20 protein-coding genes and 1 tRNA gene are annotated in these 19,230 nt (G+C 74.2%); 8 read left to right on the top strand and 13 right to left on the bottom strand.

Annotated features, from left to right (window positions below; all coding sequences use genetic code 11):
* Positions 1-220: 220 nt before the first annotated feature.
* Entirely contained in the window at positions 221-970 is a 750-nt protein-coding gene (locus IF129_RS17495; RefSeq protein WP_191210750.1) for a MerR family transcriptional regulator, read from the top strand.
* A gap of 89 nt (positions 971-1,059) precedes the next feature.
* A complete protein-coding gene (locus IF129_RS17490; protein ID WP_191210627.1) occupies positions 1,060-1,767 on the top strand; it encodes a L,D-transpeptidase family protein in 708 nt (235 codons plus the stop codon).
* Positions 1,768-1,782: 15 nt separating this feature from the next.
* On the opposite strand, the gene IF129_RS17485 is transcribed toward IF129_RS17490, so the two are convergent.
* Positions 1,783-2,586 (bottom strand): exodeoxyribonuclease III, encoded by an 804-nt coding sequence (locus tag IF129_RS17485; RefSeq protein ID WP_191210626.1) that lies wholly within the window; start codon positions 2,584-2,586, stop codon positions 1,783-1,785.
* Between the two features lie 26 nt (positions 2,587-2,612).
* Between IF129_RS17485 and IF129_RS17480 the strand changes: the two genes are divergently transcribed.
* From IF129_RS17480 to IF129_RS17470, 3 genes are all read left to right on the top strand, one after another.
* Complete coding sequence (locus tag IF129_RS17480) at positions 2,613-3,095, top strand: GNAT family N-acetyltransferase (protein WP_191210625.1); 483 nt, start codon at positions 2,613-2,615, stop codon at positions 3,093-3,095.
* Positions 3,096-3,210: 115 nt separating this feature from the next.
* The gene (locus tag IF129_RS17475; RefSeq protein WP_191210624.1) at positions 3,211-4,665 is read left to right on the top strand and encodes a flavin-containing monooxygenase; all 1,455 of its coding nucleotides are present in this window, start codon (positions 3,211-3,213) and stop codon (positions 4,663-4,665) included.
* Between the two features lie 90 nt (positions 4,666-4,755).
* The gene (locus IF129_RS17470; protein ID WP_191210623.1) at positions 4,756-6,111 is read left to right on the top strand and encodes a helix-turn-helix domain-containing protein; all 1,356 of its coding nucleotides are present in this window, start codon (positions 4,756-4,758) and stop codon (positions 6,109-6,111) included.
* Between the two features lie 35 nt (positions 6,112-6,146).
* On the opposite strand, the gene IF129_RS17465 is transcribed toward IF129_RS17470, so the two are convergent.
* The 6 genes from IF129_RS17465 to IF129_RS17440 form a co-directional block, all read right to left on the bottom strand.
* Complete coding sequence (locus tag IF129_RS17465) at positions 6,147-6,992, bottom strand: S1 family peptidase (protein ID WP_191210622.1); 846 nt, start codon at positions 6,990-6,992, stop codon at positions 6,147-6,149.
* Between the two features lie 162 nt (positions 6,993-7,154).
* Positions 7,155-7,802 (bottom strand): hypothetical protein, encoded by a 648-nt coding sequence (locus IF129_RS17460; protein ID WP_191210621.1) that lies wholly within the window; start codon positions 7,800-7,802, stop codon positions 7,155-7,157.
* Positions 7,799-9,310 carry an ATP-binding protein gene (locus IF129_RS17455; RefSeq protein WP_191210620.1) on the bottom strand — a complete coding sequence of 504 codons (1,512 nt, stop codon included), beginning with the start codon at positions 9,308-9,310 and terminating at the stop codon, positions 7,799-7,801. Before IF129_RS17455 ends, IF129_RS17460 begins: the two co-directional genes overlap by 4 nt.
* Positions 9,307-9,990, bottom strand: a complete 684-nt coding sequence (locus IF129_RS17450; protein ID WP_191210619.1) for a response regulator transcription factor — start codon at positions 9,988-9,990, stop codon at positions 9,307-9,309. Before IF129_RS17450 ends, IF129_RS17455 begins: the two co-directional genes overlap by 4 nt.
* A 47-nt stretch (positions 9,991-10,037) precedes the next feature.
* Positions 10,038-11,609 (bottom strand): murein biosynthesis integral membrane protein MurJ, encoded by a 1,572-nt coding sequence (murJ, locus tag IF129_RS17445; RefSeq protein WP_381480112.1) that lies wholly within the window; start codon positions 11,607-11,609, stop codon positions 10,038-10,040.
* Positions 11,610-11,710: 101 nt separating this feature from the next.
* Positions 11,711-12,883: a lipid II:glycine glycyltransferase FemX gene (locus tag IF129_RS17440; protein WP_191210617.1), complete on the bottom strand. Its 1,173-nt coding sequence runs from the start codon at positions 12,881-12,883 to the stop codon at positions 11,711-11,713.
* Positions 12,884-13,103: 220 nt separating this feature from the next.
* On the opposite strand from IF129_RS17440, the gene IF129_RS17435 reads away from it, so the two are divergent.
* Positions 13,104-14,273, top strand: coding sequence for a L,D-transpeptidase (locus IF129_RS17435; RefSeq protein ID WP_191210749.1), 1,170 nt, complete (start codon positions 13,104-13,106; stop codon positions 14,271-14,273).
* Positions 14,274-14,349: 76 nt separating this feature from the next.
* Here IF129_RS17435 and IF129_RS17430 read toward each other — a convergent pair whose 3' ends face one another.
* Genes IF129_RS17430 through IF129_RS17420 form a run of 3 tightly spaced genes read right to left on the bottom strand, consistent with a single transcriptional unit; the run spans position 14,350 to position 16,476 of the window.
* Positions 14,350-14,748 carry a RidA family protein gene (locus IF129_RS17430; protein ID WP_191210616.1) on the bottom strand — a complete coding sequence of 133 codons (399 nt, stop codon included), beginning with the start codon at positions 14,746-14,748 and terminating at the stop codon, positions 14,350-14,352.
* The gene (locus IF129_RS17425; protein ID WP_191210615.1) at positions 14,745-15,953 is read right to left on the bottom strand and encodes an MFS transporter; all 1,209 of its coding nucleotides are present in this window, start codon (positions 15,951-15,953) and stop codon (positions 14,745-14,747) included. Before IF129_RS17425 ends, IF129_RS17430 begins: the two co-directional genes overlap by 4 nt.
* Positions 15,954-16,002: 49 nt before the next feature.
* Positions 16,003-16,476 carry an RrF2 family transcriptional regulator gene (locus IF129_RS17420; RefSeq protein WP_191210748.1) on the bottom strand — a complete coding sequence of 158 codons (474 nt, stop codon included), beginning with the start codon at positions 16,474-16,476 and terminating at the stop codon, positions 16,003-16,005.
* 85 nt (positions 16,477-16,561) lie between these two features.
* On the opposite strand from IF129_RS17420, the gene IF129_RS17415 reads away from it, so the two are divergent.
* Together IF129_RS17415 and IF129_RS17410 are read left to right on the top strand one after the other, a co-directional pair.
* Positions 16,562-16,804, top strand: a complete 243-nt coding sequence (locus IF129_RS17415) for a ribbon-helix-helix domain-containing protein (protein WP_191210614.1) — start codon at positions 16,562-16,564, stop codon at positions 16,802-16,804.
* Positions 16,801-17,235 (top strand): type II toxin-antitoxin system VapC family toxin, encoded by a 435-nt coding sequence (locus IF129_RS17410; protein ID WP_191210613.1) that lies wholly within the window; start codon positions 16,801-16,803, stop codon positions 17,233-17,235. The genes IF129_RS17415 and IF129_RS17410 overlap by 4 nt, the downstream gene beginning before the upstream one ends.
* A gap of 94 nt (positions 17,236-17,329) precedes the next feature.
* Here the strand turns inward: IF129_RS17410 and IF129_RS17405 are convergent.
* The 3 genes from IF129_RS17405 to IF129_RS17395 all read right to left on the bottom strand — a co-directional run bounded on the left by IF129_RS17405 (position 17,330) and on the right by IF129_RS17395 (position 19,227).
* Positions 17,330-17,403 (bottom strand) — tRNA-Ala (locus IF129_RS17405).
* A 72-nt stretch (positions 17,404-17,475) separates the two neighbouring features.
* A complete protein-coding gene (gene sepX, locus IF129_RS17400) occupies positions 17,476-18,405 on the bottom strand; it encodes a divisome protein SepX/GlpR (protein WP_191210612.1) in 930 nt (309 codons plus the stop codon).
* Between the two features lie 213 nt (positions 18,406-18,618).
* On the bottom strand, positions 18,619-19,227 hold the full coding sequence (locus tag IF129_RS17395) for a GNAT family N-acetyltransferase (RefSeq protein ID WP_381480086.1): 609 nt from the start codon (positions 19,225-19,227) through the stop codon (positions 18,619-18,621).
* Positions 19,228-19,230: the final 3 nt, after the last annotated feature.

Below are 19,230 nucleotides of genomic sequence, written 5' to 3'. Positions count from 1 at the left end.
ACTCATGGGTAGGGGGCGGCGCGGAAAAGTTACCGCCGGTTGCACCTCTCCGCCCCCACCGCCCACGCCCCGCCCCGCGGGCCCCGCACGCCCGTCACGCCCCGCACGGCCCCGGCGCCCGCACCCGGAGCCGCGGCGCACGGGGTCATAGGCTGGCCCGGTGGGGAACTTCGAGGAGCAGCACACGGCGACGGGCCCGGCACCCGAACGCGAGTACCGCATGACGGAACTCGCCGAGGCCGCCGGCGTCACGGTGCGCACCGTGCGCTTCTACCGCGAACGCGCCCTGCTGCCGCCACCCCGCCGCGAAGGCCGCATCGCCTGGTACAACGAGCACCACCTCGCCCGGCTGCGGACCATCGGCGCCCTCCTGGCCCGCGGCCACACCCTCGGCGGCATCACCGAACTCCTCACCGCGTTCGAGAAGGGCCGCGACTCCCACAGCGCCGCCGGGCTCCTCGGCCTCGAACCCGCGCTCACCACGCCGTTCTCCGAGGAAGTGCCCGTACGCCTCACCCCCGAGGAGCTGGCCGCCCACTACCCGGGCGAGGTCACCCCCGAGAACCTCTCCGACTCCATCGACCTCGGCTACGTGGCCGTCGACGGCGACGAACTCGTCCACACCAGCCGACGCCTGCTCGACGCCTCGGCCGCGCTCGTCCGCGAGGGCATCCCGCTCGCGGACGTCCTGGACGGGGCGCGCCGCGTCCGCACCCAGGTCGAGGCCATCGCGGCCGTCTTCGCCGACGTCCTCTCCGCGCACCTGCTCGCCGAGGACCGCGACCCCGAGGACGTCGCCGCCTCCGTCGACCACCTGCGCCCCTACGCCAAGCACATCGTCGACGCCGAACTCTCCATGGCCCTCGACCGCCGCGTCCGGAGCCGGCTCGACGCATGGCTCGCCGAACACGGCGAGAACGGCGGCGGGGTCGGCGGCGAGAACGGCGGCGAAGACCAGGATGCGGGGTAGCGCAACCGTCACCCGGGGTGAGAACGTCTCCGTCCCCGCGCGGATCCTTCCGGCCCCCGCCGGACCGCGCGGCAGGGAGGGAGACACTCATGGCACGAGGGTCGGCCCGGCGGCGCACCGCCGTGGCACTGCTGGTCACCACCGCCGTCGTCGCACCCGCCGGGGTCCTCGCGACGGCCGCGCCCGCCCAGGCGGCGCCCTACTGCAACGTCACGACGGGCAGCCACCAGCGGCAGGTCGAACGCTTCCTGAAGCTCACCGTGGACGGCCGGCAGTCGCTGAAGGACTGCCGCGCGATCCAGGCGTTCCAGACCCGGCACGGCATAGCCCCCAACGCCGGCTGGGCCGGCCCGGTCACCTGGGGCGTGATGCACCTGATGAACCAGCAGAAGGCCGCCGGGAAGAACCCGAACCGGAGCGGGCGCTGCCCCACGGACAAGGGCCGCATCGCCTGCGTGGACCTCACCCGGCAGCTCAGCTGGATCCAGGACGGCCGCAGGCTCGTACACGGGCCCGTCCCCGTCCGCACCGGCCGGAACGGCCACGAGACCCGCACCGGCGCCAAGAAGGTCTACTGGCGCAACAAGAACCACTGGTCGACGCTGTACGACGTCGCGATGCCCTACGCCCAGTTCTTCGACGGCGGCATCGCCTTCCACTCCATCAAGGGCAGCGTGTGGTCACCGCCCGGCTCCCACGGCTGCGTCAACCTGCGCCGGTCGGACGCCGCCACGTACTGGAGCCTGCTGCGCAACGGCGACGACGTGCACGTCTGGGGGCGCAAGCCGGGGACGTGAGCCCGGGAGCGGCCGTCAGGAACCGAAGACGGCCGTCACGGGGGCGTGGTCCGACCACCGCTCGGCGTGGCTCGCCGCGCGCTCCACGTACGCCTTCACACAACGGGCGGCCAGCCCCTCCGTGGCGGCCAGCAGATCGATGCGCCAGCCGCTGTCGTTGTCGAAGGCCCGCCCCCGGTAGGACCACCACGAGTACGGCCCGGCCTGGTCCGGGTGCTGCCGCCGGACGACGTCCACGAACCCGCCGTCCGCCGGGTCCAGCACCCGGCTCAGCCAGGCCCGCTCCTCCGGCAGGAACCCGGAGTTCTTCCGGTTGGCCTTCCAGTTCCTGAGGTCCGCCTCCTGGTGGGCGATGTTCCAGTCACCGCAGACCAGCGCCTCCCGGCCACTCTCCGCCGCCCGCTCCCGCAGCTCCCGCAGGTAGGGCAGGAAGGCGGCCATGAAGCGCTCCTTCTCCTCCTGCCGCTCGGTGCCGACCTCCCCCGACGGCAGGTAGAGGCTCCCCACCGTGACGCCCGGCAGGTCCACCTCGACGTAGCGCCCCGCGTCGTCGAACTCGCTCACCCCGAAGCCGACCCGCACCGCCTCCGGCGCGCGACGTGTGAGAACCGCCACCCCGGCCCGGCCCTTCGTCGCCGCCGGCGCCCACTGGACGTGCCAGCCCTCCGGCGCCCGCACGGCCTCCGTGAGCTGTTCGGGCTGGGCACGGACCTCCTGGAGGCACACGACGTCCGCCTCGCAGGACGCCAGCCAGGGCAGATAACCCTTGCCGGCCGCCGCGCGCAGACCGTTCACGTTGACCGATGCGACCTTGAGCATCCCCGCAGCCTACTTAGGATTTCCGTATGCACCTGGCCCGCATCCGGTACGACCACCCCGACGCCCGGCGACTCGAAGCCGAGGTCCAGCAGGAGTACGCCGTCCGCTACGGCGACGAGGGCGACGTCACCCCGCTCGCCGCGGGGATGTTCCTCCCACCCGGCGGCCTCTACCTGCTCGCCTACGACGACGACGGCCGCCCCGTCGCCTCCGGCGGCTGGCGCGCCATGGACCGCGACGGCGAGGGGTACGCGGACGGCGACGCCGAGATCAAGCGGATGTACGTCGTCCCCGACGCGCGCGGACAGGGCCTGGCCCGCAAGATCCTCGCCCAGCTGGAGGCGGACGCCCGCGCGGCGGGACGGGTGCGCATGGTCCTGGAGACCGGCACCATGCAGCCGGAGGCCATCGCGCTGTACGAGTCCGAGGGCTACGAGCCGTGCGCGAAGTTCGGCCTCTACCGCGAGGAGCCGAACAGCCGCTGCTACGCCAAGCCCCTCACCGTCTGACGCCGAGCGGCGCCCCCAGGCGGGGACGTGCCGGACGTGCGGCCCGTCCCGCACGTGACGACGGCCACGTCACCGGCGGCACGGGGGCCCCGCGCCGCTCGATAGCCTGACCGGCATGCCGCTCGACCACGTGGACGTCCTGATCGTCGGGGCGGGCCTGTCCGGGATCGGCACGGCCTGCCACCTCACCCGGGACGCGCCCGGCCGCACGTACGCGATCCTGGAGGCCCGCGACGCCGTCGGCGGGACGTGGGACCTCTTCCGCTACCCGGGCGTCCGCTCCGACTCGGACATGTTCACCCTCGGCTACGCCTTCCGCCCGTGGCGGGGTGAGCGGTCCATCGCCGACGGCGCCGCCATCCGCGAGTACATCCGCGACACCGCCCGCGCCTACGGCGTGGACCGGTACATCCGCTTCCGGCACCGCGTCGTGCGCGCGGAGTGGTCCAGCGCCGACGCCCGCTGGACGGTGACCGCCGAACGCACCGACACCGGCGAGCGCACCCGCCTCACCTGCTCGTTCCTCACCGCCTGCGCCGGCTACTACCGCTACGACCGGGGCCACACCCCGGACTTCCCCGGCGCGGACCGCTTCACCGGACCCGTCGTCCACCCGCAGCACTGGCCCCGCGACCTCGACTGGCGCGACCGGCGCGTCGTCGTCATCGGCAGCGGCGCCACGGCCGTGACGCTCGTACCGGCGCTCGCCGAGGAGGCCGCGCACGTCACGATGCTCCAGCGCTCCCCCGGCTACGTCGCCGCGCTGGCCGCCACCGACCCCCTGGCCCGCGCCCTGCGGCGCCTCCCGCCCCGGCTGAGCGGGCCCGTCGTCCGCTGGAAGAACGTCCTCGTCTCCGTGGCCGGGTTCCAGCTCAGCCGACGGCGCCCGAAGCTCATGAAGGCGCTGCTGCGCCGGGGCGTGACGCGCTGGCTGCCGCCGGGCTACGACGTCGACACCCACTTCACCCCGCGCTACGACCCCTGGGACCAGCGGCTGTGCGCGGTGCCGGACGGCGACCTCTTCCGTGCCGTGTCCGAGGGCAGCGCGTCCATCGTCACCGACCACGTCGAGACCTTCACCGAGACCGGCATCGCCCTCGCCTCCGGCATCCACCTGGACGCGGACGTGATCGTCACGGCGACCGGTCTGACGCTGCACCCGATCGGCGGGCTGCGCCTGCGCGTGGACGGCCACGACGTCGACCTCGGCCGCACCGTCGCCTACAAGGGCGCCATGCTCTCCGGCGTGCCCAACTTCGCGCTCACCCTCGGCTACACCAACGCCTCCTGGACGCTCAAGGCCGACCTCGTCGCCCGCTACGTGTGCCGCGTCCTCAACCACCTCCAGGACCACGGCCTGCGCGCCGCCACCCCCCTCACCCCGACGTTCCCGCCCGGCACGGAGCTGTCCCCGCTCATCGACCTCAGCTCGGGCTACGTGCGGCGCGGCGTCCACGCCCTCCCCCGCCAGGGCCCCCGCACCCCCTGGCGCCTCCACCAGAACTACCTGCGGGACGTGCGCCTCCTGCGCCGCTCCCCCCTCACCGACCGCCACCTCCACTTCACCTGACGCCGGTGCGGAGCGGATTGCGGGGGTGGTGATCCGGTGAGCGGTGCACCGGGGTTCAATTTGGCCGTCGGCCAAGGGACGATGGCCGGCATGGGGAGTGAAGGTGAGCCTCGTTGGAGCGACTTCGGGCGTCGGCTGCGCTACTGGCGGTCCCGGGCCGGGCTGACGCAGGCCCAGCTCGGCGAGCTGCTGGGCTACCACCACAGCCACATCAGCAAGGTCGAGCGGGGGTTCCGGGGGCCGCCGCCCCGGTTCTCCGAGGCGGCGGACGGGCTGCTGGGCACCGGCGGTGAGCTGGCCGCCCTGTGGGAGCGCGCGAGCGCGGGGGAGGCGGCGGCGCAGAGCGTCCCGTTCCCGGTGCCCAGGACGGACGGGCGGCCCGCCGACGTCACCCCGGAGCTGCTGGCCAACTGGCCCGGGGCGCTGCCCGCCAACGGCCTGCCCTGCCCGCTGCACGACACGGCCGGGTGCCCGGTGCCGCCGCCCACGTACGTGCTGGTCTCCGGTCGGCCGCTGCCCGTCGACGTCGACGGCGTGCACGGGCTGACGGCTCTGCTGGCGGCGTTCGAGCGGATGACGGTGGGGCGGACGTCGGTGGAGTGCGCGCCCGTGGAGCGGACGCTGCGGACGCTCGTGGAGCGGTCGACGCAGGTCGGACGCCGGACGGCGCTGCCGCTGCTGCGGCTGGCGGCCCGGTACGCCCAACTCGCGGGCTGGCTGCGGGTCCTGCGCGACCAGAACGGGCTGGCCATGTCGTGGTACGGGCACGGGTTGCGGTGGGCCGACACCTCCGGCGACGTGACGGCGAAGGTGGCCCTGCTCTTCGACATGAGCATGGTGGCGCGCATCGAGCGGGACCGGGACGCCGTGCACGCCTATGCCGACGCCCTGGAGCACGCCGCGCCCGCCCGTCGCTGGGTGGCCACGATGGCCAGCCTCTACCGCGCGCGGGGCGAGGCCCTGTGCGGCGGGCTGGGCGAGGTGGAGCGGCACCTCGGGGCGGCCCGGGGGCTGTTGGACGGCTTCGGTGAACGGGATCGCGCCGAGGCCCCGTGGCTGGTGGGGGCGGAGGGCCGGATGCGGTTGGAGTCGAGTGCGGCGGGGGCGCTGCGGGACGTCGCCGTGCTGGCCGGTGACGTGCGGGCGGCCCGCCGCGCGGTCACGGCGGGCCGCGCGTCCCTGCGGGCGCTCCCCGGCCACATGCGCCCCACCCGGACGCTGCTGACGCTGCGGCTGGCGGACGCCCACGCCTGCGCGGGCGACCCGGACGCCGCCGTGGCGACGGCGGGCGGGGCGCTGGACGAGGCGCTGGCCGCGCCCCGCACGACTATCGTCCGGGAGCTGCGCGGCCTCCACACCCGGCTGTCGGGCGACCCGCGCTGGTCGGGGACGTCGTCCCTGCGGGACTTCCGGGAGCGTCTGCTCACCGCCCTGCCCCCACGCTGAGCCGCGCCCGGTGGGGTGCGGGTCGCCGGAGCGCGTCAGTACAGACTGACCTTGTAGCGTTTCAGGGCCTCGGTGACGGGCTGGTAGAACGTGGTGCCGCCGCTGCGGCAGTTGCCGCTGCCGCCGGAGGTGATGCCGAGCGCCTTGTTGCCCTGGTAGAGCGGCCCGCCCGAATCGCCCGGCTCGGCGCAGACGTTGGTGCGGATCAGGCCGTGCACCGTGCCGGCGCTGCCGTAGTTCACGGTGACGTTGAGCGCGGTGACCGTCCCGCTGTGGGTCCCGGTGGTGGAGCCGGTGCGCGTCACGGACTGGCCGACGTACGGGTCGGCGGCGACGAAGCCGCCCGGGTGGTCCAGCGCCGGGTTGTCGTAGCGGACGAGGGCGTAGTCGTCGCCGGGGAAGCTCGAGTGGATCGTGGGGCCGATGGGCGTGCTGCCGCCGGGGTCGGTGTACCAGTAGTCCACCGCGTTGCCGCAGTGCCCGGCGGTGAGGAAGTAGTACGTACCGCCGCTGCGGACGTTGAACCCGAGCGAACACCGGTGGCCGTTCCCGTAGATGCGGTCCCCGGCGGACAGCAGGGGACGGAACGTCGCGGACGTCCGCTCGATCTTCAGCGCGCCGGCGTCCGGGCCCGCCGCCTTCCGGAGGCCGGCGAGTTCGGCCCGGGAGACGGTGGCGTCCGCCGTGACGACGACCCGGCCGGAGCGGGCGTCCACGTGCCAGGCCGTTCCGCCGACGTCCGCCGCGAGCACGGCGTCGCTGACCCGGGACAGTTCGGCCGCGTCGTAGGTCTCCGGTTCGGCGGCGACGGCGTGCGGAAGGCTCGCCGTCGCGGCGGCGAGCAGTCCGACGGCGGCCGCGAGTGTGCGCGTGGTCCTCACTGCGGGTTCCTCCTGTGGGGGGGTCGGGGCCCGTGTGGTCGCGGGCCTGCGGCAGGGACCCTCCGTGGACGGGGAGTTCACCCCCGCGTTGGCGTGCCCCTGCCAAAGAGCGAGTATGGAGCGCCGCCACGCCCCGTCAACCCCGTCGAGGCGGTGGACGTCTCAGCCGGGGGAGGTCGACGAGGGGTCCGCCCCCGGGCCGGAGGTGGGCGTCGGCGCGCCCGCGGGCTCGCCGTCCACCTCGCAGGCGGCGGGCGGCAGCACCGTGTCGGCCCCGCGCAGCCGCACGGCGGCGCGGCCCTCCTCGTCCTCGGCGAAGGCCGCCGTGCACACGATCTGCCGGACGGCCAGGTCGTCGAGGCCCGCGAGGGCGATCGGCAGCAGCACCTCCACCCCGCCGTCCGGCAGCGGCTCCGTCCGCACGGGGGTCTCCGGCAGGTCGGGCAGTCCGTCGGTGAGCCCGATCTCCCGCTCGGGCCCGCGCGGCCCGGCGAAGAGGGCCGCGACCGTCCGGGACGTCCTGGTCACCCCCGGCACCTCCGGTACGTCCGGCACCCCCGACATGTCGGGCGCCTCCTCGAACGCCTCGTCCAGGAAGCGGATCACGGGCGTCACCCGCCCGTCCGTCGTCCGGAAGAAGAGGAGCCCGGTGGAGGGGTGCGGGACGACCGGGAACGCGGCCGGGTCGCCCGCTCCCACGACCTCCGTCTCCGCGATGCCGCAGCCGCCGAGCAGCAGGGCGGTGAGGGCGGCGCAAGCGGCCAGGGGCGCGGCGCGGCGGCCCCGCCGTCCTCTCCCGGGCACTCTCATGCCGGGCCATCCCCCGCGCGCAGCGGGAGCTCGACGGTGAGGACGGCACCGCTCCCGTCGGGACGGTTCGCCGCGCGGACGGTCCCGCCGTGGAGTCGCGCGTTCTCCAGCGTGATGGCCAGGCCCAGGCCGCTGCCCGCCGAGCGGGTGCGGGCCGCGTCGGCCTTGTAGAAGCGGTCGAAGATGTGCGGGAGCACGTCGGGCCGGATACCGGGTCCCCGGTCGGAGACCTCCGTGACCAGGTGCTCCGTCCCGTCCGCACCGACGGCGGTGTGCACCCGCACGGTCACCGGGGCTCCGCCGTGCCGCAGGGCGTTGCCGACCAGGTTGGCGACGACGATGTCGAAGCGGCGCGGGTCGAGCCGGGCGCGCAGGCCGTCCGGCAGCTCCGCGCGGACCACGTCCGTCCAGTGCCGCCGCTCCAGGGTCTTGCGGACGGTCTCCGCGACGTCGACCTCGTCGGTGTTGAGGTCGGCGGCGCGGGCGTCGAACCGGGAGATCTCCATCAGGTCCTCCACGAGGACCGCGAGCTTCTCCGTCTCCGCGCTGACCAGCCGCACCGCCCGCTCGGTGTCGGGATCCAGGCGGTCCGCGTCCTCCTCCAGGACGCCGGTGACGGCGAGCATCCCCGCCAGCGGGGTGCGCAGCTCGTGCGAGACGTCGGAGGCGAAGCGCCGGGCACGCGCCTCGGCCCGCCGCAGCTCGTCCACGGATGCCTCCAGCGCACCGGCGGACTCGTTGAACGTCCGGGCCAGGTCCGCGATCTCGTCACGGCCGCGCACCCGGATGCGGGTGTCGAGGTGGCCCCGACCCATGGAACGGGCCGCCGCGCGCAGTTCCCGCACCGGGCGCAGCACGCCGCGCGTGGCGATCAGCGCGGGGACGAGGGCGACGGCGAGGCCGGGCAGCGCCCCGTTGCGCGCGGCCACGACCAGCGCCTCCACGTTCGCGCGCTCGTCGGACATCGGCATCACCGCGAACAGGACGAGCCCGGTCGGCACCGCCCGGCCCGGACCGCCGCCGCGCTCGCCGACGTCGAACACGACCGGCATGCCGATCGTCAGATACGGCACCCCGTCCTTGACGACCCGCTGGAAGCTCCCGCTCGGATCGGCGTGGGCCCGGCGGCGCAGCTCGGGCGTGATCACCGTGGAGGTGGGGTTGTCGGCGGAGGAGACGCGGATGTCGCCGTACTCCGCGTAGACGTACCAGGTGTTCGGCTTGCCGTTGCGGGCCATCGCGCGCAACCCGCCGACCAGACCGTCGGTGTCCAGCGGCAGGTAGAAGTCGAAGGCGCCGACCTCGCCGCGGAACGTCGAGACGGCCGTGTCCTGCGCCGTCTCCAGCACCGCGTTGCGCGCCTCCCGGAAGGTGAGGGCGGCGGTCGTGCCCGCGCTGACGGCGGCCACCAGCAGGAACGCGAGCACGAGCCGGGCCCGCAGCCCGAAGGGACGGCGCCGCTCCCCCGTGGGCGGCCTGCGGAAGCGGAACGGTCCGCGGAGCCTCACAGCGGTCCGAAGCGGTAGCCGAAACCCCGCAGGGTCTGGATGTAGCGCGGGCTCGCCGGAACGTCCTCGATCTTGTTGCGCAGCCGCCGCACGCAGGCGTCCACGAGCCGGGCGTCCCCGTGGTAGCTGTGCTCCCACACGTGCTCCAGCAGCTGCTGGCGGCTGAAGACCTGCTCCGGGAAGGCCGACAGGTGCAGGAGGAGCCTCATCTCGGACGGTGCGAGCGCCAGGCGCGTACCGTCCTTGACGACGGTGAGGCCGGCCCGGTCGATGGCCAGCCCGCCGTGCGTCTCGACGCCGGGCCGCCCGCCGCCGTGGTCCTCGATCCTGCGCAGCACCGCGCGGATGCGGGCCTCGATGACCTCGGTGCGGGCGGGTTTGACGATGTAGTCGTCGGCGCCGGCCTCCAGGCCGATGACGATGTCGAAGTCGTCGCCGCGCGCGGTGAGCATGATGATCGGCAGCTGGCTGTCCTCCCGCACCGTGCGGCAGACCTGGACGCCGTTCATGCCCGGCAGCATCAGGTCGAGCAGCAGCAGGTCGGGCCGGAAGGTGCGCAGCGCGGCGAGCCCGGCCTCACCGGTGGCGGCCGCCCGCACCTCGTGGCCGCGCCGGCGCAGGCCCAGTTCCACGCCCTCCCGCACGGAGGGGTCGTCTTCGATGAGGAGCACACGGGGCATGGGCGCAGTATTCCCTGAGGCCGGGGGCGGGACGGGGGCGAGGTGCGTCACCGGCGGCGCAGCCGGGCGAGGCCCCCGGTGACGAGGGCGGTGAGCTCGGCGAGGCGCAGTGGGCGGGCGAGGAGGACGAAGACGGCGGCGATCGCCACCGTCCCCGCGGCGGTCGCCGCGAACGGCCCGGCGGACCCGATGGCCCGCGCGGCGCCGTACCCGAGCGCGGACGCCGGCACGGCGGCGACGAGCAACCGGACCTGCCCGGCGAGGGCCCGCCCGGAGGGACGGCGTGCGCCCGACGCCGCCAGGGTGCGGTGCAGCACGAGGGCCGTCACGGCCCAGCCCACCCACAGGGCGATCGTGTACGCCCCGGCCATGCCCGTCACCGCCCAGCGGGCCGGCAGCAGCACGTACGCGACGATCGACAGGCCCGCCTGGAGCCCGGCCGTCACCAGGTTGAGGAGGAACGGCGTGCGGACGTCGGAGAGCGCGTAGAAGGTGCGGAACAGCACGTACTGCCCGCTGAAGGCGATCAGGCCCGGCGCGAAGGCCATCAGGGTGCCCGCCATGACGGCGACGGCCGCCGCGTCCGTCTCGCCGTAGCGGAAGACGACCGCCAGCACCGGCTGCGCGAGGGCGAACAGCACGCACGCCGCCGGGACGACGGCCGCCGCGCTGTGCCGCAGCGCGTAGGAGACGTCGCGACGCACGGCGGCCGTGTCCGCGTCGGCGGCCGCCGCGCTCATCCGGGGCAGCAGCGCCGTCATCAGCGACACGGTGATGATCCCGTGCGGCACGGCCCACAGCAGGTAGGCGTTGTTGTACGCGCTGAACCCCGCGCCGCCGTCCACTCCGGCCGCCTCGGCGTGCAGGCCGGCCGCCGTGGCCAGCCGGGTCGTCACCCAGTACGCGACCTGGTTGGTGAGCACCAGCAGCACCAGCCAGCCCGCCTTGCGCAGCGGCGCGGTGAGCCCGCTGCCCGCCCAGTCGAGGCGGGGCCGGAAACGGAACCGGGCGGCGCGCAGCGACGGCAGCAGGGCGAGGGCCTGGACGACGATGCCCGCGGTGGTGCCCCAGCCGAGCAGCGCGGTCTCCGCCGGGCTGAGGGACCCGCCGTCGCCGACCACCAGGTAGAGGCCGAACACGGCGATGACCACCAGGTTGTTCAGCACCGGCGTCCACATCATGGCGCCGAACCGGCCCCGGGCGTTCAGTACCTGACCGAGCAGGGTGAACAGCCCGAGGAAGAAGATCTGCGGCAGGCAGTAGCGGGCGAAGGCGACCGCCGTGGCCGTCCGGTCCGGCGGGTAGTCCGTGTACACGTCGATGATCGCGGGGGCCGCCCAGACCGCGCCCGCCGTCAGCGCCAGGAGGGCGAGCACGCACGCCGTGAGCAGCCGGTCGGTGTACGCCGCGCCGCCGTCGGCGTGCTCCTTGGCCGCCTTGACCAGCTCCGGCACGAAGACGGCGTTGAGCGCCCCGCCGATGAGCAGCATGTAGACGATCGTCGGCAGCGCGTTGCCGACGGCGTAGCCGTCGGCGAGCGTCCCGACGCCGATCGCGGCGGCGACGACGGCGGAGCGGGCGAACCCCGTCGCGCGCGACACCACCGACCCCGCCGCCATGATCGCGCCGCTGCGCGCCACGGACCGCGCCCGTCCGGCTTCGGCGGGTGCGTGGGGGGCGGCGGCGGGGGCCTCCGGGGCGGGCGCCGCACCCGGCGCCGTCACCGGCGCGCCAGGTACGTCTGGAACGCCCGGTACAGCGCGTGGTTGGCGGCGCCGTCCAAGGGCTTCTCCCATTCCCCGAGGGTTTCCACGACCTCGCCCCCGGTGCCGAGCTTCCAGCGCAGCAGCCCGTAGGGCCGGTCGTCGGGGTCGAGGGTGGAGGGTACCCCGCGCATGTCGTACGCGTGGGCGCCGAGGGCCTGGGCGTCGCACAGCATGTGCCACTGGAGCAGGTTCGAGGGGCGGACCTCGCGGCGGTGGTCGGCCGAGGCCCCGGTCTGGTACCACACGCGCCGCCCGACGCGGATCATGGTGTGGGCCGCGAGGATCTCGCCGCCGTGCCGGGCCAGGTAGAGCTTCATCCGGCCCGGTTCCTCGGCGTTGAGGGCCGCGTACTGGCGCTCGTAGTAGGCGAGCGAGCGGCCGAGCCGGAACCCGTCCCGCTCCTCGGTGATCCGCAGCAGCCGGTAGAAGGCGGGCAGGTCGGCCGCACCGCCGACGGTCACCTCCACGCCGGACCTCCGCGCCCGCCGCACGTTGCGCCGCCACTCCTGGTTGAGGCCCGCCCACAGGTCGTCCGGGCTCCGGCCGGCGAGCGGCAGCCGGAAGACGTGCCGGGGCTGCGCGTCGCCGTCCTCCTCGCCGCCGCAGCGCCGCCAGCCCCGCGCCCGCAACCGGTCGGCGACGGCCGTGCCCAGCGAGTCCACCTCGCTCGCCAGGACGTCCCCCAGCCGCCGCCCCGGCCCGGTCGCCGCCTTCAGCCGGGCGGCGCTCCAGCGGCGGTAGTCGGGCGAGGGCCCGATCCGCACCGCGAACGCCCCGGAGGCGCGCAGGTGCCTCAGCAGCGGGCCGAGCCAGTCGTCGACGCGGGGGTCGGTCCAGTCGGCGACGGGACCCTCCGGCAGGTAGGCGAAGTGCTTGTTCGTGCCCGGGAGTTGCCGGAGCAGCACGAGTGCCGCCCCGGACAGCCGACCGGCCGCCGGGTCCCCTCCCCACCCGACGAACCGCGCCTGCCAGCCCTCCTTGACCTGCGCCCAGGACGGGCACTGGAGGAAGCCGGGCGCCAGCGCCGCCCCCTCACGGGACTCCAGGAAACGGCGGTACGTCGCGGCGGAGATGGGCCGCAGCGGCGTTTCCCGGCTGCGGTCGGCCGTCACAAGCAGCGCTGACACGGTGAGACCCTCTCGGTCGGGGCGTCCGGTTCTTCGGGGACGCCGAGGATGCTCACAGCCGCCCTTGACCGCTCCGCGCGGCGTGTGTGACGGGACGATGACCGTTCCCCCGCAATCGCCGTCATCCGCCGCCACAGCGGTCCGCCCGCGCCTTCGCGCTCCTACAGTCGCCGATACACACCCCCTATCGCGACGGAGGAGTCCGTTGGGTCACATACGTATGCGCGGAGCGGCGTGCGCGGCGCTGCTCGTGCCGCTCGCCGCCTGCTCCACCTCGGTTCCGTACGGGCGGGGCGCCGACGGTCCGGACGACGCGCCGGACGGGGACCGGTCGGCGGCCGTGACGGTGACACCGCGCGGCGAGGCCGCACCGGCCGGCGAGCCCGTCCGCGTCACGGCGTCGGGCGGGCGGCTGACGTCGGTCACCGTCACCGACGCCGACGGCGGCCCCCTCGCGGGTGAACTCGCCCCGGACGGCTCGGAGTGGGCCTCCCGGCGCAAGGCCGCACCCGGCACCTCCTACCGCGTCACCGCCGTGACGACCGGCGGGGACGGCCGGGACCGCACCTGGAAGTCCGCGTTCACCACGGCCGAGGCCGACCGCGTCAACAAGGTCGACTGGCGGCCGGGGACGGACACCACCGTCGGCGTCGCCCAGCCGATCTCGCTGGTCTTCGACCACCCGGTCACCGACAAGGCGTCCGTCGAGCGGCAGTTGACGGTCACCACGTCCAACGGGACGGAGGGCGCCTGGGCCTGGCTCACCGACCACTCCGGCCGCGACCGGGTGGACTGGCGGCCCCAGGAGTACTGGGAGGCCGGCACCCGGGTGACGATGACGGCTGAGCTGAACGGCACGGACTCCGGGGACGGCGGCTGGTTCGTCCGCGACTACACGACCACCTTCACCGTCGGACCACGCCAGGTCGTCGAGGTCGACCTCGACCGCAAGCAGCTCACCCTGGTGCGGGACGGGAAGGAGGTCCGCACGATCCCGGTCTCCGGCGGCACCCCCGGCGGTGACAAGCGCTCCTGGCGCGGCACGGCCGTGCTCATGGCCAAGGAGGGCACCATCAACATGAGCTCCGAGACCGTCGGACTCGGCGACGCCTACGACAAGATGGTCGACCACTCGATGCGGCTGACCTGGTCCGGCATGTACGCGCACGCCGCGCCCTGGAACGACCGGTGGATGGGCAAGGCCAACAGGAGCTCCGGCTGCATCGGCATGAGCGACGCGGACGCCGCCTGGTTCTACGCGCAGGTCCGTCCCGGCGACCCGTTCGAGATCACCGGCGCGGACACCAAGGGCGTCGTCGCGCCGGGCAACGGCTTCGGCGCCTGGAACGTGTCCTGGCCCGACTGGCAGGCCCGCAGCGCCCTCCACTGAACCGGACCCCGTGTTCCGCGCCCCTCGCACGGTCCGCGCACCGCCGCGTCGTGACGGCGGTGCGCGGACGGGTGGTCTACCGCGGTGCGATCGCCACGGCGTCGATCTCGAAGAGCATCTCCGGCAGCGCCAGCGCGGCCACCCCGACCAGCGTCTGGGCGGGCAGTCCCGCGCCCCAGACCCGGTGCAGCGCGGCGCCCAGGACCCGCAGCTTCTCCGGGTCGTGGTCGACGATGTAGGTGCCGAGACGCACGACGTGCCCGACGTCCAGGCCGACGGCCGCGAGCGCGGTACGGAGATGGGCCAGGGACTGGTCGACCTGGGCGGCGAAGTCCCCGGTGGTGACCGCGCCGGAGTCGTCCGAGGCGTACTGGCCGGCGATGAAGACCTGCTCGCCGGGTGCGGAGACGACGTGGCTGTAGCCGAAGCCGGTCGGGTCGTGCAGACCTGCGGGGTTGGTGAGGGTACGGGTCATGACGGTGCTTCCTTTCCCTTGGTGGTGGTGCCGATGACCGTGCGGCCGACGGCGACGGCCGCGACGAGCGCGAGCGCCGCCCCGGCCCACAGGGGTGCGGAGAGGGAGACGGAGTCGACGAGGCGCCCGCCGAGGAAGGCGCCCAGCGCGATGGACAGGCAGAACGCCGCGACGAAGAGCGAGGTGGCGGCCAGGGTGGCGTCCGGCGCAGCGGCCAGGAACCACGACTGCAGGCCGACCGAGACCCCGCCGAAGGCCAGCCCCCACCCCAGCAGGAGGAGCGTGCCCGCCGTGCCGCCCGTGGTGAGCGCGAGGGCGGCGAGCACGGCGGTGAGCCCGCCCGCCACCGGCAGGAGCGCCGGCCGGGCCGCGCGGGCGGCGGCACCGCCGACGAGGAAGTTCCCGGCCAGCCCCGCGCCGCCGTAGGCGAGCAGCAGGACGCCGACGAGGTCGTCGCCGATGCCGTAGCGGCCCTGCAACAGCGGGCGGACGAAGGTGTAGGCGAGGAAGTGCCCGGTGACGACGAGGAACGTCAGCGCCAGGCCCGTCCGTACACCGGCGTTCGACCGCAGCAGACCACCGAGATCCGCGGGGCTCGGGCCGCGCTCGGCCGGCAGCGGCGGCAGCAGCAGGACGAGGCCGCCGAGCACCGCCAGCGCCAGCGCGCCGAGCGCGGCGAACGCCGTCCGCCAGCCGCCGAGTTCACCGGTGAGGGTGCCCAGCGGCACGCCGAGGACGGAGGCGGCGGAGACCCCGGCGAAGATGACGGAAGTGGCCCGGCCGACGTGCCGTGCGGGCACCAGGCGCAGGGCGAGCCCGCCCGCGAAGGCCCAGAAGCCCCCGATGCTCACCCCGAGCAGCACCCGTGCACCGAGCACCACCGCGAAGTGCCCGGCCACGGCGGACAGCACGTGGGCCGCGCCCACCAGGGCCATCAGCGCGCACAGGACCAGTCGGCGGTCGAGTCGCCCGGCCCCCACCGCCAGTACCGGCGCCGACACCGCGGCGACCAGCCCGGGGACGGTGACCATCAGCCCCGCCGTGCCGTCCGAGACGTGCAACTCCCCGCCGATCGGGGTGAGGAGCCCCACCGGCAGCAGTTCCGCGGTCATCACGGTGAAGATGCCGAGCGTGACCGCCGCGACCGCGAGCCAGCCGCGTACGACGGCCCGCCGCCCGACGTCGAAAACCTGGATACCAGACATCCAGAATATGTCCCTCCCTCAACCGGCCCCGGCGGGCCGGTCGTTCATGTCAGCCGTTCAGGAACCAGCGCCTGATCCGCTCCGGCGCCCCGGGTGCCTGCCGTTCGGCCTGCTCCCGCACGTCGTCCAGCGTCTGCCGGGCGAGTTCCCGGCGCCAGGCGAGCTCCGCCCGCGCCATGGCGTGCGCGAAGGCGCACGGCTTCTGATAGCCGTCCGGGCTCCCCGCCCCGGGCCCCTGCTGCCGGATCTCGGCACACCGGAACGCCTCCTCGGGCCCCTCGATCGCGGCGACCACGTCCATGAGCGTGACCTGCGTCAACGGCCGCGCCAGCCGGAAACCGCCCCGGGGCCCGGAGGTGGAGGTGACGATGCCGGCCCGGGCGAGTGCCTGCAACTGCTTGTTGAAGTACGGCGCGGGAAGCTCGTGGTACGCCGCCAACCGGGCCGCCGTCACCGGACGGTCCGGGCCGATCCAGGCGAGATTCAGCACGCCGTGCAGCGCCCACTCCACACCCTCGCTCATCCTCATGATCCTGGATCTTACACATCCAGGATCTCTGGGGCCACGCGAGCGGGCGGAGACATAGGGCAGGTGGTACCCTACGTTCATGATAAAGACGAGCGTCTACCTTCCCGAAGAGCTGGAAGTGCGGTTGGACGCCGAGGCCGCCGCCACCGGCGTCAGCAAGGCCGAGCTCATCCGGCGGGGAATCGCCATGCTGCTCGAGCACTCGACGCGCCCTCGACAGGGCAACGCGTTGCCCGTCTTCGACAGCGGCCGGACCATGACCGCCGAAGCGATGGATGACGCGCTCTACGAGCACATCAAGGAACGATCGGCGCGCCGTTGATCATCGTCGCCGACACGTCCGCCCTGTTCGCCGCGTTCGACGCGGCGCAGCACGAGCATCGTGAAGCCCTGGACATCGTGGACCGGGAAGTCCTCGCCCTCTCCCCCCTGGTCATCACCGAACTCGACCACCTCGTGCACCGGGATCTCGGATTCACCCCGGCCCTGCAGGTCATGGAGGCACTGAACGCCCGCATGGCGGACGGCCAGTACAGGCTGGCCGCCCTGAGGCCGGCGGACCTCATCGCCGCCCACGAGGTACGCGTGAAGTACGAGGGGCTCCGACTCGACCTGGCGGATGCCGTGGGCGTCGTCCTCGCGGACCGGTACAAGACGGACCGCATCCTCACTCTTGACCAACGCGACTACCGCGCGATCACCCCACTGACCCCCGGGCTCACCGCTTTCCGCATTCTCCCCGCCGACCACTGACTCCGGGGGCACCCGCCCTCAGACACCTCGCGGCGAGGCCGAGAACGACGAAGATCCCGCCCGATCTTGCGATCGGACGGGATCTCGTGTGCTGTGGACCTGAGGGGATTTGAACCCCTGACCCTCTCGTTGCGAACGAGATGCGCTACCAGGCTGCGCTACAGGCCCTTGCAACGGGTGAAACTGTAGCACCTGGGAAGGGCGGCGCAAAAATCCCGGTCGGGGGCCCGCGGGAGGCCGCTACTCGTTGGCGGCGCGGCGTCGTTCCTGGTCGGCGTACTGGTCGAAGAGCGGGGTACGGCCGCGACGGCGGTCCTCGGTGGAGGACGGAGCCGAGGCCGAAGCCGGTTCGGTGGCGCGGGCCGAGCTCCAGGCGTCCGGGGCCTCCAGGTCGACGCCGGAGGCGTGCCGGGGGGCGACGGGGGCGTTGACGTAGGTCGGCAGCGGGACGGGGACGGGCTCCCAGCCGTCGGCGTCGTGCAGGGCGCGGGGCGCGCGCTGCTGGTCGACCCACTCGGCGTGGTCGGTGGCCTCCACGAGGGCGCGGCGGTCGTCCGCCGGGCTGGGGGCGGTGTGGGGCTGCTCGGGGGTGGGGGCGGCGGCCGGGTCCGGGCCGGTGGGACGGCGGCGGGCGCGGAGCCGCCGGGCGGCGTCCTCGGCCCGGTGCCGGTCGACGCGGGCGGAGGCGAGCCGGACGGCGTAGCGCCGGCGCTCCTGCGCGCGGACGTAGAGGATGTAAGCGGTCAGCAGGCCGGCCGGGACGGCTGGCGCCCACAGGAGGTGGAGGCCGCCCACGGCGGCGGTGACGGAGCCGAGGGTGAGCGCGAGGAAGAGGACCATCGTGGTGCGGCGTCGACGGGCGAGGACCTTCGCGCGGACGGCCCGCTCCTCGGGGTGGAGGGCGCCGGGCCGGGCGGACGCGGGGTCGGCTGGGGGCCGGTCGGCGGTGCCGTCCGGCTCCTCGGGGGCCGGGGGTTCCGACCGCTCGCCGTCCTCCTTGGCCTGACGCCGCTCGGCCGACGCCCGGCCCGTCAGCATGCGGATCGCGGTGCTGAACCGTTCCGTCGGACGTGCGTCGTTCAGCTCGTCCTGGCGGCGGAGCCACATCGGTACCAGGTAGGCGGCCCAGGCCCCGACGATGACTGCGTAGATGAGGCCGCTGCTGCTCACTCTCACACCGTAGAGGGGTTTCGGGAGGTGCATCAGCCAATTGACGCGGTGTGTCGCACGATCTGCCTGACATCTCGACACTTTTTCGCGGCCGGTTCCGACCGATAAATCACTGAAACTGACGGGAATTCGAACAGGAATGCGAATAACGGCGGGTGCTGCTATTCCGTAATCCCGCTCCCGTTCCCGCCGCAGCGCCGCTTCCCGCTCCGGCTACATCTGGGCCGGGCCCGGCAGGGAGCGGTCGTGCCAGCGGGCGAGCAGGCCCTCGGGGACCTCCTCGGCGGTCAGGGCGTAGACGAGATGGTCGCGCCAGGCTCCGTCGATGTGGAGGTAGGCGGGACGCAGGCCCTCCTCGCGGAAGCCGAGCTTCTCCACGACGCGGCGGCTCGGGATGTTCTCCGGACGGATGCAGACCTCGATGCGGTGCAGGCCCACGGCGGCGAAGCAGTGGTCGACGCTGAGCGCGACCGCCGTCGGGGTGAGGCCGCGGCCCGCGACGGCCCGGTCGATCCAGTAGCCGACGTGCGCGGAGCACATGGAGCCCCAGGTGATGCCCGCGACGGTGAGCTGGCCGACGAGTCGGCCGCGCCACACGATGACGAACGGCAGCATCCGGCCCGCCTGGGCCTCGCCACGCAGGTGGCGGACCATCTGCCGGTAGGTGGGGCGCTGCGGGGGGAACCGTCCGGGCGGAGCGGGCGGAACGGTGGCCTCCCAGGGCCGCAGCCAGGCGCGGTTGCGCTGGTTGACCTCCCGCCAGGCCCGCTGGTCGCGCATTCTTATCGGGCGGAGGGCCAGGTCGCCGTCCGCCAGTTCCACCGG

This window comes from Streptomyces chumphonensis, assembly GCF_014779715.1.
GTDB classification, from domain to species: domain Bacteria; phylum Actinomycetota; class Actinomycetes; order Streptomycetales; family Streptomycetaceae; genus Streptomyces; species Streptomyces chumphonensis.
The sequence above is the reverse complement of the archived record's forward strand: the minus strand, read 5'-3'. Positions and strand labels throughout refer to the sequence as shown.